Source organism: Rudaea sp., from assembly GCF_036560865.1.
GTDB lineage: Bacteria > Pseudomonadota > Gammaproteobacteria > Xanthomonadales > Rhodanobacteraceae > Rudaea.
The window spans coordinates 1-15,688 of the sequence record NZ_DATBQK010000075.1; the positions used below are offsets into that span (position 1 = coordinate 1).

General features: G+C 62.0%; 14 protein-coding genes, 2 tRNA genes and 1 other RNA gene. 12 read left to right on the forward strand and 5 right to left on the reverse strand.

What is annotated here, in order from left to right; genetic code table 11:
* Positions 1-231: 231 nt before the first annotated feature.
* The 5 genes from lon to VIE67_RS08200 all read left to right on the forward strand — a co-directional run bounded on the left by lon (position 232) and on the right by VIE67_RS08200 (position 5,549).
* Positions 232-2,688 carry an endopeptidase La gene (gene lon, locus VIE67_RS08180; protein WP_332025084.1) on the forward strand — a complete coding sequence of 819 codons (2,457 nt, stop codon included), beginning with the start codon at positions 232-234 and terminating at the stop codon, positions 2,686-2,688.
* Between the two features lie 305 nt (positions 2,689-2,993).
* Positions 2,994-3,266 (forward strand): HU family DNA-binding protein, encoded by a 273-nt coding sequence (locus VIE67_RS08185; RefSeq protein ID WP_332025086.1) that lies wholly within the window; start codon positions 2,994-2,996, stop codon positions 3,264-3,266.
* A 17-nt stretch (positions 3,267-3,283) separates the two neighbouring features.
* A tRNA-Val gene (locus VIE67_RS08190) sits at positions 3,284-3,358 on the forward strand.
* Positions 3,359-3,440: 82 nt separating this feature from the next.
* Positions 3,441-3,517: transfer RNA gene (locus tag VIE67_RS08195), tRNA-Asp, on the forward strand.
* 115 nt (positions 3,518-3,632) lie between these two features.
* Entirely contained in the window at positions 3,633-5,549 is a 1,917-nt protein-coding gene (locus VIE67_RS08200; RefSeq protein ID WP_332025088.1) for a SurA N-terminal domain-containing protein, read from the forward strand.
* 77 nt (positions 5,550-5,626) lie between these two features.
* On the opposite strand, the gene VIE67_RS08205 is transcribed toward VIE67_RS08200, so the two are convergent.
* On the reverse strand, positions 5,627-6,409 hold the full coding sequence (locus VIE67_RS08205) for an enoyl-ACP reductase FabI (protein ID WP_332025090.1): 783 nt from the start codon (positions 6,407-6,409) through the stop codon (positions 5,627-5,629).
* 90 nt (positions 6,410-6,499) lie between these two features.
* On the reverse strand, positions 6,500-7,924 hold the full coding sequence (locus VIE67_RS08210) for a transglycosylase SLT domain-containing protein (RefSeq protein WP_332025092.1): 1,425 nt from the start codon (positions 7,922-7,924) through the stop codon (positions 6,500-6,502).
* A 208-nt stretch (positions 7,925-8,132) separates the two neighbouring features.
* Here VIE67_RS08210 and VIE67_RS08215 point away from each other — a divergent pair, with 208 nt between their 5' ends.
* The 4 genes from VIE67_RS08215 (at position 8,133) to VIE67_RS08230 (ending at position 11,486) form a co-directional block, all read left to right on the forward strand.
* On the forward strand, positions 8,133-8,852 hold the full coding sequence (locus tag VIE67_RS08215) for a methyltransferase domain-containing protein (protein ID WP_332025094.1): 720 nt from the start codon (positions 8,133-8,135) through the stop codon (positions 8,850-8,852).
* Positions 8,849-9,313 (forward strand): ribonuclease HI, encoded by a 465-nt coding sequence (rnhA, locus tag VIE67_RS08220; protein ID WP_332025096.1) that lies wholly within the window; start codon positions 8,849-8,851, stop codon positions 9,311-9,313. Before VIE67_RS08215 ends, rnhA begins: the two co-directional genes overlap by 4 nt.
* Positions 9,310-10,011: a DNA polymerase III subunit epsilon gene (gene dnaQ / locus VIE67_RS08225; RefSeq protein WP_332025098.1), complete on the forward strand. Its 702-nt coding sequence runs from the start codon at positions 9,310-9,312 to the stop codon at positions 10,009-10,011. The genes rnhA and dnaQ overlap by 4 nt, the downstream gene beginning before the upstream one ends.
* Before the next feature lie 167 nt (positions 10,012-10,178).
* Entirely contained in the window at positions 10,179-11,486 is a 1,308-nt protein-coding gene (locus VIE67_RS08230; RefSeq protein ID WP_332025100.1) for a multiheme c-type cytochrome, read from the forward strand.
* 63 nt (positions 11,487-11,549) lie between these two features.
* On the opposite strand, the gene VIE67_RS08235 is transcribed toward VIE67_RS08230, so the two are convergent.
* Complete coding sequence (locus tag VIE67_RS08235) at positions 11,550-12,251, reverse strand: PP2C family protein-serine/threonine phosphatase (protein ID WP_332025102.1); 702 nt, start codon at positions 12,249-12,251, stop codon at positions 11,550-11,552.
* A gap of 498 nt (positions 12,252-12,749) precedes the next feature.
* Between VIE67_RS08235 and VIE67_RS08240 the strand changes: the two genes are divergently transcribed.
* Entirely contained in the window at positions 12,750-13,154 is a 405-nt protein-coding gene (locus tag VIE67_RS08240) for a hypothetical protein (RefSeq protein WP_332025104.1), read from the forward strand.
* A gap of 409 nt (positions 13,155-13,563) precedes the next feature.
* Here VIE67_RS08240 and ssrA read toward each other — a convergent pair.
* Together ssrA and smpB are read right to left on the reverse strand one after the other, a co-directional pair.
* Positions 13,564-13,916: a transfer-messenger RNA gene (gene ssrA, locus VIE67_RS08245) on the reverse strand.
* 235 nt (positions 13,917-14,151) lie between these two features.
* Complete coding sequence (gene smpB / locus VIE67_RS08250; protein ID WP_332025106.1) at positions 14,152-14,634, reverse strand: SsrA-binding protein SmpB; 483 nt, start codon at positions 14,632-14,634, stop codon at positions 14,152-14,154.
* A gap of 78 nt (positions 14,635-14,712) precedes the next feature.
* Between smpB and VIE67_RS08255 the strand changes: the two genes are divergently transcribed.
* A complete protein-coding gene (locus VIE67_RS08255) occupies positions 14,713-15,228 on the forward strand; it encodes a type II toxin-antitoxin system RatA family toxin (RefSeq protein WP_332025108.1) in 516 nt (171 codons plus the stop codon).
* Positions 15,221-15,508, forward strand: a complete 288-nt coding sequence (locus VIE67_RS08260; RefSeq protein ID WP_332025110.1) for an RnfH family protein — start codon at positions 15,221-15,223, stop codon at positions 15,506-15,508. The genes VIE67_RS08255 and VIE67_RS08260 overlap by 8 nt, the downstream gene beginning before the upstream one ends.
* Positions 15,509-15,688 lie beyond the last annotated feature (180 nt).

A 15,688-nucleotide genomic window follows, 5' to 3' on the forward strand; every position in this document is an offset into this window, starting at 1 on the left:
TCGCCGCAGGCGAGTGGAAGCTCTGCTTTTGAACACCGCAAGAGCCAAAGACACTGGATACCGGCCTTCGCCGGTATGACGAGCTAAGGGGCATCGCAGAGCGCGGACTGCGTCCGCGCAACCTTGCAAATTGTCATATCGTCCGCACTTGACGAGATAGCGGCGGAGCTTCACGCTGCAACAACCAAATCGTCGCGAGACGAAGCGCCGTATCTGTTTTCAGGAAATGAAATGGAAAACCCCGTCCAGAGTTCTCTCTCCAGCATCAACGAACTGCCGGTATTGCCGCTGCGCGACGTCGTCGTGTATCCGCATATGGTGATTCCGCTGTTCGTCGGGCGCGAGAAATCCGTGCGCGCGCTGGACCTGGCGATGGAAGGGGACAAGCGCATCCTGCTCGTTGCCCAGCGCAGTCCGGATACGGACGATCCGCAGACCGGCGATCTGTATTCGATCGGCACGGTAGCCACTGTGCTGCAACTGCTCAAGCTGCCTGACGGCACGATCAAGGTGCTGGTCGAGGGTGTGATGCGTGCCGAAGTGACGAATTTTTCCGAACGCGACGGCGTGCTGACCGGTTATGCGCGCTCGCTCGATTCGATCTACACGCGCGAGCCGCGCGAAGTCGATGTGGTGTCGCGCTCGCTGGTGTCGATGTTCGAGCAGTTCGTCAAATTGAACCGCAAGATTCCACCGGAATTGCTCACCACGCTGTCGGGTATCGACGATACCAGTCGTCTGGCCGACACGATTGCAGCGCATCTGTCGATCCGCCTGCAGGACAAGCAGCGCGTGCTGGAAACCGCCGATGTCGCCGACCGTCTGGAGATGCTGATCGGTTTCGTCGACGGCGAAATCGACGTGCAGCAGATCGAGAAGCGCATCCGCGGCCGGGTCAAGTCGCAGATGGAGAAGAGTCAGCGCGAGTATTACCTCAACGAGCAGATGAAGGCGATCCAGAAGGAGCTGGGCGAGGGCGATGAGGCGCCGAACGAGATCGAAGACCTGACCAAGAAGATCGACAAGTCGGGCATGCCCACTCTCGTCGAGAAGAAGGCGCGCGCGGAACTCAACAAGTTGAAGCAGATGCCGCCGATGTCGGCTGAAGCGACCGTGGTGCGCAACTACATCGACTGGCTGGTCGGCGTGCCGTGGAAGAAGCGCAGCAAGGTGCGCAGGAATCTGCGCGCGGCGGAAGAGCAGCTGGACCTCGATCATTTCGGTCTGGAAAAGGTCAAGGAGCGCATCGTCGAATATCTGGCGGTGCAGCAGCGCGTGAAGAAAATGAAGGGACCGATCCTGTGCCTGGTCGGACCGCCGGGCGTGGGCAAGACTTCGCTTGGGCAATCGATCGCCAAGGCGACCGGGCGCAAGTTCGTGCGCATGTCGCTTGGCGGCGTACGCGACGAGGCTGAGATACGCGGTCATCGGCGAACCTATATCGGTTCGATGCCCGGGCGCCTGATCCAGAACCTCAACAAGATCGGCACCAAGAACCCGCTGTTCGTACTGGATGAAATCGACAAGATGTCGATGGATTTCCGCGGCGATCCGTCCTCGGCCCTGCTCGAAGTGCTCGACCCGGAGCAGAACCACACTTTCAACGACCACTATCTCGAGGTCGATTTCGACCTGTCGGAAATCATGTTCATCGCGACCGCGAATTCGCTGAACATTCCAAGCCCGCTGCTCGATCGCATGGAAGTGATCCGCATTCCCGGTTACACCGAAGAAGAAAAGATCAATATTGCGCAGCGCTACCTGATGAGCAAGCAGATCAAGGCGAACGGGCTGCGCGCGGAAGAAATCCACGTTGCCGAGTCCGCGGTGCGCGATATGATCCGCTACTACACGCGTGAATCGGGCGTGCGCAACCTCGAACGCGAACTCGCCAAGATCTGTCGCAAGGTGGTCAAGGAATTGACCCTTGCCGCGGACAAGAACAAGGGCAAGAAAGCCAAGCGCGGCAAGGCCAATATCAGCAGCAAGAATCTCGAGCACTACCTGGGCGTGCGCAAGTTCACCTTCGGTCGCGCGGAATTGCAGAATGAAGTCGGACTGGTTACCGGCCTCGCCTGGACCCAGGTCGGCGGCGACCTGCTCAGCATCGAGGCGACCGTAGTGCCCGGCAAGGGCAAGCTGATCCACACCGGCCAGCTCGGCGAGGTGATGCAGGAATCCATCCACGCCGCGCTCTCGGTCGTGCGCGCGCGTACCGACCGGCTCGGCATCGACCCGGATTTTCATCAGAAATACGACATCCATATCCACGTTCCCGAGGGCGCCACGCCGAAGGACGGCCCGAGCGCAGGCATCGCCATGTGCACGGCACTGGTGTCGGCGCTGACCAAGGTACCGGTGCGCTCGGAAGTGGCGATGACCGGCGAGATCACGCTGCGCGGCCGCGTGCTGCCGATCGGCGGGCTCAAGGAAAAACTGCTGGCTGCGCATCGCGGCGGCATCGAGACCGTGATTATTCCGGATGAAAACGAGAAGGACCTCGCCGAAATACCGAAGAATGTGACCGAGTCGCTGAGCATCAGACCGGTGCGCTGGATCGACGAGGTACTCGATATCGCGCTCGAACGTCCGCTCACACCAAATTTGGCAAAAGTGGAAAATGCACAAAATGCTGCAAAGGAACCGGTTGCGGAAGAGCCAGCCGGTACGCCGGTGCGCCCGCACTGACTTGCAGGAGCGCGCGGCGGTGTTCGCGCTCATGCAATTTTTCCACCAATCTGTCAAGCGATTTGGCGGCAAAAACGCAATCGCACCGGATTCGTGAAACCTGCGGAAAGGCGCGCCACGCTTGAGGTTGCGCGGGATGACCGGGGCTGGTATAAAGTCCGCGCCGCGATCACGCTTATCGACATGAGCCAAACTGATCGCGGGGTGACGAAGCGGGTTGTTGTGTTCCACACATGCTCGGGTGCTTCGTAGGATTTCGATTACCAAGGCGAGCGCTCGCCATTCCAAGTTCGGGAGAGAGATAAATGAATAAGGGTGAACTAGTTTCTGCAGTGGCCGATGCGGCCGATCTGAGCAAAGCCGACGCCGGCAAGGCGGTCGAGGGCTTCATCGAAGTCGTCAAGAAGGCGTTGAAGAAAGGCGACAGTGTCGCGTTGGTCGGCTTCGGCACCTTCGTCGTGCGCAAGCGCGCTGCGCGTACCGGTCGCAATCCGCGTACCGGCCAGCAGATCAAGATCAAGGCCTCGAAGAACCCGGCTTTCAAGGCTGGCAAAGCGATGAAGGATGCTCTAAACTAATCGGCTTTCGCCTTTACGGGTGCTTAGCTCAGCGGTAGAGCGTCGCCCTTACAAGGCGAGGGTCGGGGGTTCGAAACCCTCAGCACCCACCAACTCGATGCGGGTGCGCCACTCAAAGCGGTACATCGGCATGGAACCCGGGAGGGAATCCCGCCCGGGTTCGCAAGAAAGCGCGGAGTGGTAGTTCAGCTGGTTAGAATACCGGCCTGTCACGCCGGGGGTCGCGGGTTCGAGTCCCGTCCACTCCGCCATTGTTGGGTAAAGGCGCCGCAGGGCGCCTTTGCTTTTTGTGGAGCGTGAAGCGCCCGGCGCTTTGCTTCAATCCATTTCGCGACATCCCGTCGCGGATAAAATTCGGCACGTCTCATGCTGCAATCATTGCACGATAAATTTTCCGGCATCATCGCCAAGTTCGTTCTCGGTGTCATCGTGGTCATTTTCGGCGGATTCTTCGGCATCCAGTCGTACATGAATCCGCAGAGCGAGACCTTCGCCGCCAAGGTCGACGGCAAGGAGATCAGCCAGGAGCAGTTCCGCGAGGGCTACAACCGCTACCGCACGCAGATGCAGCAGATGTTGGGCAAGCAATTCGACGCGGCGACGTTCGACACGCCCGAGCGCAAGCGCGAAGTGCTGGAGCAAATGGTCAACGAGCAATTGCTGGTCAATGCGAACGAGAAGCTGGGCACGATGGTGCCGCCCGCGCAGATTCGCGAAGTGATCCTGAATTACCCGGCGTTCCAGCAGGACGGCAAGTTCGACAAGGATCGCTACCGCATGCTGCTGCAGACTTCTGGCATGACCCCCACCGGCTTCGAAGACACGATCCGCAAGGACATCTCGACACGTCAGCTCGCCACCGACCTGGCGCAAAGCAGCGTGGTCACCGATGCGCAGGTAAGTGCGTATCTGCGCCTGCGCGATCAGACGCGCGATTTCACCTACATCAAAATCGAGCGGCCAGCCGCGGGCGCGATCAAGATCGCCGATGCCGACATCGACGCCTATTACAAGGCGCACACGAACGAGTTCATGACCCCCGAGCGCGTCTCGCTCAACTACGTCGAACTCGATGCCGCGACGATGCCGACCGACGCGGCGCCGGACGAAGCCGCGCTCAAGCAGCGCTACGAGGAACAGAAGGCGCGCTTCACCGCGCAGGAGCAGCGTCTGGCATCGCATATCCTGGTCAAGGTGGAAAAGAACGCGAACCCCGATGCGCAGAAAGCGGCACTGGAAAAAGCCAAGGCAATCGCCGCCGAGGCCAAGTCGGGCAAGGACTTCGCCGCACTGGCGAAGGAAAAGTCGGACGATCTCGGATCCAAGTTGCAGGGCGGTGATCTGGGCTGGCTGGAAAAAGGCGTCACCGATCCTGCGTTCGAGAATGCCCTGTTCGCGCTGAAGAAAGGCGAAATATCCGATCCGGTGCTGTCGCCCGAGGGCTATCACATCATCGATCTGCGCGACGTCCGCGACGGCAAGGTGCGCTCGTTCGACGAAGTGAAGCCGGAATTGACCAAGCAGTATCTGGAGACCGACCGCGAGCGGCGCTACAGCGAGATCTCCGGCAAGCTAACCGACGCGATCTACAAGGACCCATCGCTTGAAGCGGCGGCCAAATCGCTGGGTCTGCCACTGCAAAAGACCGGTCTGTTCGCGCGCGTCGGTGGCGCCACGGGCGTGACCTCGAATATGGCCGTCGTCAAGGCCGCGTTCTCCAACACGGTGATGACTGAGGGCAACACGTCGGATCCGATCGAACTCGGGCCGAACCATATCGTGGTCGTGCATGTCGACCAGCACGAAAAATCCACGCCCAAATCGCTCGACAGCGTGCGCGAAGACATCCGCAAGACGTTGGTCGAAGAGCAGATCGCGAAACAGGCGAAGGAGCAGGCGGACACGCTGTATGCGCGCCTGCAGAAAGGCGAGACGCTGGAGCAGGTTGCCGGCGTGCTCAAACTCAAGGTCGAGGAAGCCAGGGACATCGGCCGCAGCGCGGCGAATCTCGACGGCAAACTCGTCGCCGACGTGTTCAAGCTCGCGCGCCCGGCATCGGCGGACAAGCCCGTCTACGCGGAAGTCGCCTTGGCGAACGATGCCTACGCTCTGGTCGCACTCACGCTGGTCAAGGATACCGATCCGGCCAAGCTCGATGCGAAGACGCGCGAGGCCGCGCGCAATCAACTCGCGCAGGGCTATGCCAACGACGTGATCCGCGGTTACGTCGATATCCTGCGCAAGGGTGCAAAAGTCGAGGTCGCGGAAGACCGGTTGCAGTAGGAGAGCAGGGCTGAGGGCTGAGGGCTGAGTAGCGAGGGCTGAAGTCAAAAGCGTCGCCGCTCTCCAGCCTTCAGCCCTCAAATCCCCGTCATGCCGAGCGTGTTGTAACCCGCATCGACATAAGTGATTTCGCCGGTGATTCCCGAGGCGAGGTCCGAGCAGAGGAACGCGGCAGCGTTGCCGACTTCATCGATGCTCACGCTGCGGCGCAAAGGCGCGTTCTGCTCGACGTGATCGAGCATCTTGCGGAAATTGGCGATGCCGGCGGCGGCGAGGGTCTTGATCGGGCCGGCGGAAATCGCGTTGACGCGCGTGCCTTCCGGACCAAGATTGAAAGCCAGATAGCGCACCGAGGCTTCGAGGCTCGCCTTGGCCAGGCCCATCACGTTGTAATTCGCCAGCGCGCGTTCGGCGCCGAGATAGGTGAGGGTCAATATGGAGCCGCGGCGTCCCTGCATCAGCGGCCGCGCGCCCTTCGCGAGCGCGGGCAGGCTGTAGGCGGAAATATCGTGGGCGATGGCGAAATTCTCGCGCGTGAGTCCGTCGAGGAATCCTCCTGCCAGCGCCTCGCCGGGCGCGAAGCCGATCGAGTGCACAAGGATATCCAAGCCGTCCCACTGCTGGCCGAGGGCGTCGAATAATGCGGCGATTTGCGCATCGCTGGTGACGTCGCACGGCAGCACGATGCTCGAACCGAAGGCTTTCGCGGCCTCGTCGACGCGCGGTTTGAGCTTGTCGTTGACGTAGGTGAAAGCCAGCTCCGCACCTTCGCGATGCATCGCGTTGGCGATGCCCCAGGCGATCGAGCGGTGGCTGATGATGCCGGTAATCAATGCGCGCTTGCCTTGCAGAAATCCCATGAATCCTCCGGTATTGAAAAGGGCAGGGCAGGGGACGATTGCGAGAGCGCTGCCGAAAGCGAGCGATTCTAACCTAGCGCGCAGGTTTTCTCATTGCGGCCTGCTGAGCAGCAGGCGCTGTCCCAGCCGCAGAGTCGAGTTGCGCGGCAGCCGATTCCATTGCAGCAAGTCCTCGACACGCACGCTGTAGCGGCGGGCGATTTCCCAGAGCGTGTCGCCGGGGCGCACCATGCACGTTCCGGTTTGCGTAGCGCTGGTTATCGACGTATTCGCCGCCGCCGGCGCAGACGGCTCGGCTGCCGCAGCAACAGCATTGCTGCCGCCGTGCGCGGGCAGCAGAACGCGCGTTCCCGCCGCCAGGCTGGCACCTGCATCGACGCCATTGATCGCGGCCAGTGCGCGCGCATCCAGATCGTAGGCCATGCCGAGCGTGTCCACGCTTTGCGTCTGTTGCAGCTTCGTTTCGCGCCAGTCGCGCCACGCATATTGCGGCAACATGCCGAGCACGCGCTCAAACTCTGCGCGGTGCGTCGCCGGCACGAGCAGATGGAACGGGCCGCCATCGGGCATGCGCGCCTTGAGGTAGGCCGGGTTCCAGCGCCGCAATTGCGCCAGATCCATGTGTGCCAGTTGCGCGGCGAGACGCAGATCGATCGGCGCGGGCAGTTCGAGCAGGGTGGGAACATCGTCCGCGCCGGGCTCGGGCAATTCGACCTGAAACCGCTCCGGCTTGGACACGATACAGGCCAGCGCAAGCAGCTTGGTCAGATGTTCGTAGGTGGTCGTGTTCAGGCGCAGGCGCGCGATTTCCACCGGCGTGATGCTGTGCCGGTTGCCGAGCGCCTGTTTGACGCCGTTCTCGCCGGCATTGAACGCCATGTTCGCCAGGCGCCAGTCGCCGAACTCCTCCTTGTATTGCTTGAGCAGGACCAGCGCGGTGCGGCTGGACGCGTAGACGTCCAGACGTCCATCGTATTCGGCATCGATGCGCAGGCCCAATTCGCGCGCGGTCCTGGGCATGAGCTGCCACATGCCGGCCACGCCATCGCCGCGCGCGGGAATCATCGTATAGCTGCTTTCGACCCAGGGCAGGAAGGCGAATTCGCCGGGCATGTCGTATTTTTCGATCTGCTCGGTGACCACGAGCAGGAACGGCATGGCCTGCTTGAAGGCAGCGCTCAAATCCCGTGGATTCGCGGCGATTGCTGCGGCGAAACGCGACACCATGGGGCTGTAGTCGCAGCCGGGCATCGCGTAGCGATCGCGCAGGCGCTGCCATGGCGACGGGATGCGCGCGGCTTGCAGGGGTGCAAGGGAAACAGCGGGGGTGGCGATGGGTTCGGGGGTTAACGCGGGCGCATGCACCTGCGGGGTCGGCGCGCGCAGCGGGATGCCGCTGCAGGCCGCGAGCAGCAGGCACGCGCAACCGAGGCTGGAGCAGCTGCCGGCGACGACGGCGAGCCGCCAGTCGCGCCCTGCACCGCGCGGCTCAGCGGTGCGCGTCCCAATCAACATGCCCGAAAATTCATGCGTGGCTGGCCCTGATTCCGGCGACTGGCGGCGACTATATCAGCTTGCCCATAAGCTGCCCTGAATAAGCCATAATGCGCTAACGTATTTTTAACAGTTGCGGTTTCAACGGCTCCAAATCCACGATCCGGTCTAGTTCATCCGGCCCAATCCGTACACACTACGCGGGTTCCAAAGACAACCGCCCGAGCGCATGCCGACCGATCCGAATTCCTTCTACACCAGTGCCGCCGTGCATCGCCTGTTTGCGCAGGAGCTCGCGGCACTCGCGCCGATACTCGGTGGCGTCTACGGCAACTTCGGCCTGTTCCTGCGCGCGCATGCGAGCGCACCCGCGACCTTGCCCAGCCATCTGCTCGGCAACATCATCGATGTTGCACTGGAAAGCTCGCGGCAGTTCGGTGGGCGGTTGCAGTGTGCGCCCGACGAACTGCCCCTGGTCAGCGAGAGCTGCAAGCTGGTGGTCGCCCAGCATGTCTTCGAACGCATCGACGATGCCGACGCTTGCGCCGGCGAACTCGCGCGCGTGCTTGCGCCCGAGGGTGTGGCCCTCGTACTCGGTTTCAATCCGTTGAGCCTGTGGCGCCCCTGGCTTGCGGGCAAGGCGCGCGGCACAGCCCTGCAACTGCGCCCGGGATCGGCGCAGGGCTGCCGCGAAATATTCTCGCGTCACGGCATCGACACGCTGCAGACGCGTTTTCTCGGCGCCGCCACGCCGTGGACGCGACGCGACGGCGAACCGGGGCGTTCCGACGAATGGCGTTCGCCGTTGCTCGGACGTGTCGCCGGCAGTTGGCTGCTGCTTGCGCGCAAGCAGCGCAGTGCGTTGACGCCGCTGCGCCTGCGCCGCAATTCGCGCGAGCTGGCCATCAATCCGCATCTCGCGCCCGGCGCGCGGCGTGAGTGCGCATGAGCGACACGGTCGATGCGTTTACCGACGGCGCCTGCCTCGGCAATCCCGGCCCGGGTGGCTGGGCAGCGCTGCTGCGTTACAAGACTGTGGAAAAGTGGATAAGTGGAAACGAAGCCGAGACCACGAACAACCGCATGGAGTTGATGGCGGCAATCGGCGCGCTGGAAGCGCTCAGGCGGGCGACGCACGTGCGCGTGACCACCGATTCGCAGTACGTGAAGCAGGGCATCGAACAGTGGGTGACGCGCTGGCAGCGCAATGGCTGGCGCACCACGGATCGCAAGCCGGTCAAGAATCAGGACCTGTGGGAGCGCTTGGTCGCCGCGACCGCGTCGCATCGGGTGGAATGGCATTGGACGCGCGGCCACTCCGGCCACGCCGAAAATGAACGCGTGGATCAGCGTGCGCGCGAAGAAGCGGAACGCGCGCTAATGGAACGAACGATGGAGAACGGTGCGTGAGACAAGTGGTGCTGGATACGGAAACGACGGGCCTGGAAGTCAACAAGGGCCATCGCGTCGTCGAGATCGGTTGTGTCGAGTTGATCGAACGCCGCCCGACCGGGCGCGAATTTCATCGTTACCTGAACCCAGAGCGCGCGATCGACGAAGGCGCACGCGCGGTCAGCGGCATCAGCGACGAATTCCTGCTCGACAAGCCCCTGTTCGCCGAGGTCGCGGTCGAATTGCTCAGCTTCATCGAGGGCGCCGAACTGATCATGCACAACGCTGCGTTCGACGTCGGCTTTCTCGATGCGGAGCTTGCGCGTCTGGACCTGCGCGTACGCGTCGCCGAGCGCGCGACCGTGCTCGATACCCTGGCCTTGGCGCGCGAGAAATACCCAGGCCAGAAGAACAGTCTCGATGCCCTGTGCAAACGCCTGAATATCGACAACAGCCATCGCGAGTTGCACGGCGCGCTGCTCGACGCGCAGTTGCTCGCCGATGTCTATCTGGCGATGACCGCGGGCCAGGGCGACCTCGGCCTGGGTGCCGTTGGCGGCGACAGCGCGCAGCGGCGCGTACGCACGGCACAAAGCGTGCGCCCCGCATTGCGCGTGCGCCATGCCGATGCGGCCGAAGTCGCCGCGCACCATCTGCGCCTGCAAACAATCGCGGCAGCCAGCCACGGCAAATGCCACTGGCCGGATGCGTCCTGAAACGAACAGCGGGAATAGCCGCGACCGCACCGATTTGAAATGTGAGCGCAGCGGCGTATCCAGCGGCCCGGACAGTGGCATAATGCGGCGCGTAACAGTAATCGCGAAGCAGCATCGGCGGGCGCCATGCCCGACGGCCATCGAAGGCTAGGCTGGGGAGAGTTGCGATGAAGATCTGGGCTTGGGCGTTGCTGGCGTTCGCCACCTCCGCTGGCGCGGCGGAAACCGCCGTAGACGCCATCGCCGCGCACAAGCATCTGGGTGTCGCGACCTGCAGCAACAGCGTCTGCCACGGCGCCTCGCAGGTGTTCAAGGACTCCAACATCCTGCAGAACGAGTTCGCGATCTGGCAGGAATTCGATCCGCACGCCAAGACCTACGCCACCCTGTCCACACCCGCGGCCAAGACGATCACCGCCAAATTGGGCCTAGGCGATCCGGCGCAGGCGAAAGTCTGCCTCGATTGCCACACCGACAACCAGCCCGTCGCGGCGCGCGGCGACCGCTTCCAGATCAGCGACGGCGTCGGCTGCGAGGCCTGCCATGGCGGCGCCGAGCTGTGGCTCAGCGCGCATGCCGATCGCAAGGTCACGCACGCGGACAACCTCGCCAAGGGCATGTATCCGACCGAGAACCCGGTGCAGCGCGCCGAGCTGTGCCTGTCGTGTCACATGGGCGAGAAGAATCGCATGATCACCCATCGGATCATGGGCGCGGGGCATCCGCGTTTGTCGTTCGAACTCGACACGTTCACCTGGCTGCATCCGCACTACAAGATCGGCGAGAAGTGGACCAAGCGCAAGGGCGAGTGGAACGGCGTGCGCGACTGGGCGGTCGGGCAGGGCATCGCCGCGGAAAATCTGCTCGACGTGCTGGTCGATCCGAAAACCGGCTGGAACGGCATCTTCCCGGAACTCGTGCTGTTCGACTGCCACGCCTGCCACAAAGTATACAAAGGCAACAAGTGGGGACCGCGTCAAGGCACAGGTCTGGGGCCGGGTGTGGTGCGCCTCAACGATGCGAACCTGGTGATGTTCCGCCACGTGCTCGCACCGGTGGACAAGGCCGCCGCGCAGCGCGTGTTCGAGGAGACCCGCGCACTGCATCGCGCCACCACCGAGAGCCGTGAGGCGACCTTCGCCGCCGCGCGCCGCCTGCGCGCGACGCTGGCCGAACTGGTGACGAAAGTCGCCGCACACGACTACGACGCCGCCAGTCTCGACGCCATTCTCGCCAGCATCGATGCCGACGGCGCGCGCGGCGAATTCCGCGATTTCGCCTCCGCCGAGCAGGCCGCGATGGCTTCGCAATCCGTCGTCGTCGCATTCGAGAACGACGGCAAGCTCGACAAGGACAAAGCCGCGCTCCTGCACGCCAAGCTCGATGCGCTTTACGACACGGTCAAGGACGAAAACAACTACGCCATGCCGCGCTTCAACACTGCGCTCAAGAGCTTGCGCGCCGCCGCGCCGTAGCAGCTACGGCAAACTCCAAACGTTGGGTCACGCGTGGCTGGATGGGTCCAGCCGACTGTGCGATCAGCGGCTGCGCACCAGGATCACGGTGATATTGTCCGAGCCGCCGCCATCGAGCGCGGCGAGGATCAGGTGATCGACGCATTCCTGCGGCGACAGCTCGGATCGCCCGAGGACGGCTGCAATCTGCGTGTCGTCGACTTCCTCGGTCAGCCCGTCCGAGCACAGCAGGATCTGCATGCCGGGCGCGAGCGTGCCACGCAGGGTTTCCACGCGCAGGCTCTGCGGGTCGGTGACGCCGAGCGCCTGGGTGACCACGTTGCGATGCGGATGCGTGCGCGCCTGCTCGTGCGTGATCGCGCCTTGCTGGATCAGTTCCTGCACATAGGAATGGTCCTGCGAAATCTGTTTGAGCGTCTTGTCCCAGAGGTAGACGCGGCTATCGCCGACCCAGCACACCTCGTAGTCGCCGTTGACCACGCGCAGCGCGACGATCGTCGTGCCCATCGGCAGCGCTTCGGACTTGCGGTTCGAGTGCTGGATGATTTCCGCGTCGGCGCGTTGTACCGCGCGCGCCAGCGGCGCACCGTTGCCGACTTCCTGGATCAGGGTGTCGCGCGCGAGCGCGCTGGCGACCTCGCCGTGTTCATGCCCGCCCATGCCGTCGGCAACGAGCCACAGGCCGAGGTCGGCATCGGCGTAGTAGGTGTCCTCGTTGTGCTCGCGGCGCAAGCCAACATGGGTGCTGTGTCCAAATTCAATCATGTTTAATTCGCGCGTCGACCGATAACTGCGGGATCCCATGCGACCGTCTTTGCGGTTTCGCCCCTGCCGGCTCGGTGCATCTCCGGATAGCGCATAGCATGCCGTGTGCGCGGCATGTGGGCAAGCGAAATGCGGTGATCGTGGTCACTTGACATATGGGACGTGGGTCACGGGTATGGTTTGGGGGCTTGCTTTGGAATTGGATTGGACTTTTTGAAGTTAAGTGAAGCTACTACGCGCGAGAGCGGCGTTTGTTGGCGGACGGTGGAGTGGTTCAGTTCGTTGCGCCGAATCGATGTCGCAAGGCGGCCCCCGGAGCATTGACAACACCCGGCGCGGAAACTCACTCTGTACCTGTAATTCACCCTTTTATGAGAGGCGAGCTTTTGGCAGAACCAGCAGAAGCGGTCAGAGTTTCAAGTGCGAACGTGACCGCTGTGTTATACGTCGATTTTGACTGCTAATAGTTGTTGGGCCTGTGCTTGGAGAATTCGTGCTATGCGCAAGATAGTCAGCTCAATTGCCAGAAGAGTGGGCTTAGGTAGGCTGTCTACCGGTGAATACCAAGCGCACCTGAGCGGCATGGACACGTTTTTTGGGGCCGTTCTCGGTTTCGTGCTGGCAGGAACCGAAACACTAAACAACTGGCAATTTGGCCTAATATTATTAGGGCTCGCCGGTGTTGTTATATCTATCCTCTACATCTCTGCGAGCGTTCACCGCTTGGTCTATTCAATCTACGCCTTGGTTATGTCTATCGCATTTCCTGTACTGATTGACGTGGCGCTAAGAGGCCACGATTTGGTGCCGGATAAGGTGCGACCAACGTTGATCGTTTGGACACTTATGACTATTGCTGTGGAGTTCTGGGCACGCGAAAAGCCTGGGGCGGCACAAGCCTGACAATTCGTGTATGGACTCCGCGCGCAAGTCCGATTGGTGCTGTGCTCTTGGCGTGCCGCTCACTAGAAGGCCGAATACACGACTGCAACCGACCCTCCTTCACCTCGATCGACTGCATCGCGACGTTTTGAATCACAGAAAGCGCCCGCGACGCGGGCAAGTATTTTTGCGGCGGGATTATTCGCGCCATCCATGGCGCTCACCCTTCGGGCCATCCGTCGCTGCGCGATGGATGTTCGCTCTCGGCATCTGACCGCCATGGATGGCGGGAATGGCGAAAATGCAGGAGCATTTTTCGGCCTGCCTCCGCGTCGAGCCGCGGTCTTGATTCTGGCGAATCAAGACGGATTCTCATCACCCCCGCCTTCGCCAAAATGAAAAAGGGCCCGCAAGGGGCCCATTTTCATTTTGGTGGAGGCGGCGGGAATCGAACCCGCGTCCGAAGATGCTACGTCCCTGGATCTACATGCATAGCGCGCCGTTTGATCTCATCCTGCGGCAACACGGCGTGCAAAGCGCACCGCAGGACCAGCCGGTTAAGAGTTAGCCGATGATCGACTGGCGGCGATCAGCAGCGATTCCATGATAGTGACCCTACACCGACGAGCATGGACACAAGCGGGTTCGGGGTTCACGCCTTAAGCGGCGAGAGCGTAGTTGTCGTCGTTGGCAACTAAAGTTTGCTACTGGATTAACGAGGAAAGTCGCCCCCTCGGCATGCACCAAGCGATTTCGCTACCCCCGTCGAAGCCGATCGCCCCCGGGTAAATCGCAAGTTACGCTTCAGTATATGGGGTTGCTGGCGTTGTATTCAAACGATAGATGAACAGCGTGGCCGTTCATGAATGGGAACGTTCGGTAGTTTGTCATTCCAGCGAAGGCTGGGATCCAGTTCTTGCTTTGGCGGGAAATCAAAATGGATCCCGGCATTCGCTGGGATGACGAGCAAAAAACAGCGTGAGATAACGAGGCTCAGGTAAGCCGAAGATAACGAGGCTCAGGCAAGTCGATTCTTCGCACGCATGGTCTGCTGCTTTTCGCGATTCCAGTCGCGCTCTTTCTCAGCGGCGCGTTTGTCGTGATCCTGTTTGCCCTTGGCCAGGCCGATCTCGACCTTGACCCGGTTGTGCTTCCAGTACATCGCAGTGGGCACGAGGGTGTAGCCCTTGCGTTCGACCGCGCCGACCAGCTTGTCGATTTCGGCACGATTGAGCAGCAGTTTGCGCGTGCGCCGGTCTTCGGCGATCACATGCGTGGACGCCGAGAGCAGCGGCGGGATCGATGCGCCGAACAGGAAGATCTCGCCGTTCCTGACGATCGCGTAGGCCTCGCTGAGGTTGATGCGCCCAGCGCGCAGGCTTTTGACTTCCCAGCCTTGCAGGGCGACGCCGGCTTCGAAGCGCTCGTCAATGTGGTACTCGTGCCGCGCGCGTTTGTTCAGCGCGATGGTCGAATCCGTTTTTTTATTGTCTTTTGCCATTGCCGTTGATATTGCGCCTTAGAATAGACGCACAAGTCCCTGATCGTACATTGTATACATTTTTCACCCGCAACGCCGATGATCCAGATCCGCCGCAGCGCCATCGTGCGCCACAGCCCGTCGCAGATGTTCGACCTCGTCAACGATGTCGAGGCCTATCCGCGCCGCTTCGCCTGGTGCGCGGGCGCCCAGGTGAGCGCGCGCGATGCCAATTCGCTGACGGCGCGTCTCGATCTGCGCCTGGGTGGGCTGACCCAGAGCTTCACCACGCGCAACGCGCTCGAGCCACCGCAACGCATCCTCATGCAGCTGGTCGAAGGACCGTTCCGTGCGCTCAACGGTGAGTGGAACTTCATGGCGCTGAGGGCAAAGCCCCCCTCATCCGGCCCTTCGGACCACCTTCTCCCGCAGGCGGGAGAAGGTGAGTTCGAGCGACCTTCGGTCGCGGCGTCCCCGAAGGGCTGCAAGATCGCGTTCGCGCTGGATTTCGATTACTCCGGACTGATGGGTCCGGTGTTGCGTGCGGGCTTCCAGAAGCTGGCCGATCGCATGGTCGACGAGTTCTGCCGCGAAGCGGACCGCATCTATGTCTGAAACGATACGCGTCGAAGTCGCCTATGCCGATGCGCAACGACAGATTTTGCGCGAGTTGGAGCTGGCAGGCGGCTCGACCGTTGAAGATGCGGTGCGCGCATCCGGGATCCTCGACTTGGTGCCGGCGGTTTCCGCGCCCGTGGGTTACGGTGTGTTCGGCCGCATCGTCGAACCGGGGACGGTGCTGCGCGACGGCGACCGCGTGGAGCTTTACCGGCGCCTCAAGATCGACCCGAAGGAGGCGCGGCGTTTGCGCGTGAAGAAGCCGGAGAAAAAATGAAGTGCGGCCAAGTGTGCTGTTCCGCAAATAACTTTGCATACGACGCTTTCATTCCCTTCTCCCGCTGGCGGCGACCGGAGGGAGTGCACAGCTGAGAAGGTGCCGACTGCGAAGGCAGGATGCCGAAGCGAACGGCGCAGCCGGCCCGAAGGGCACGCCGCAGGAGCGGCGTGTAACGCG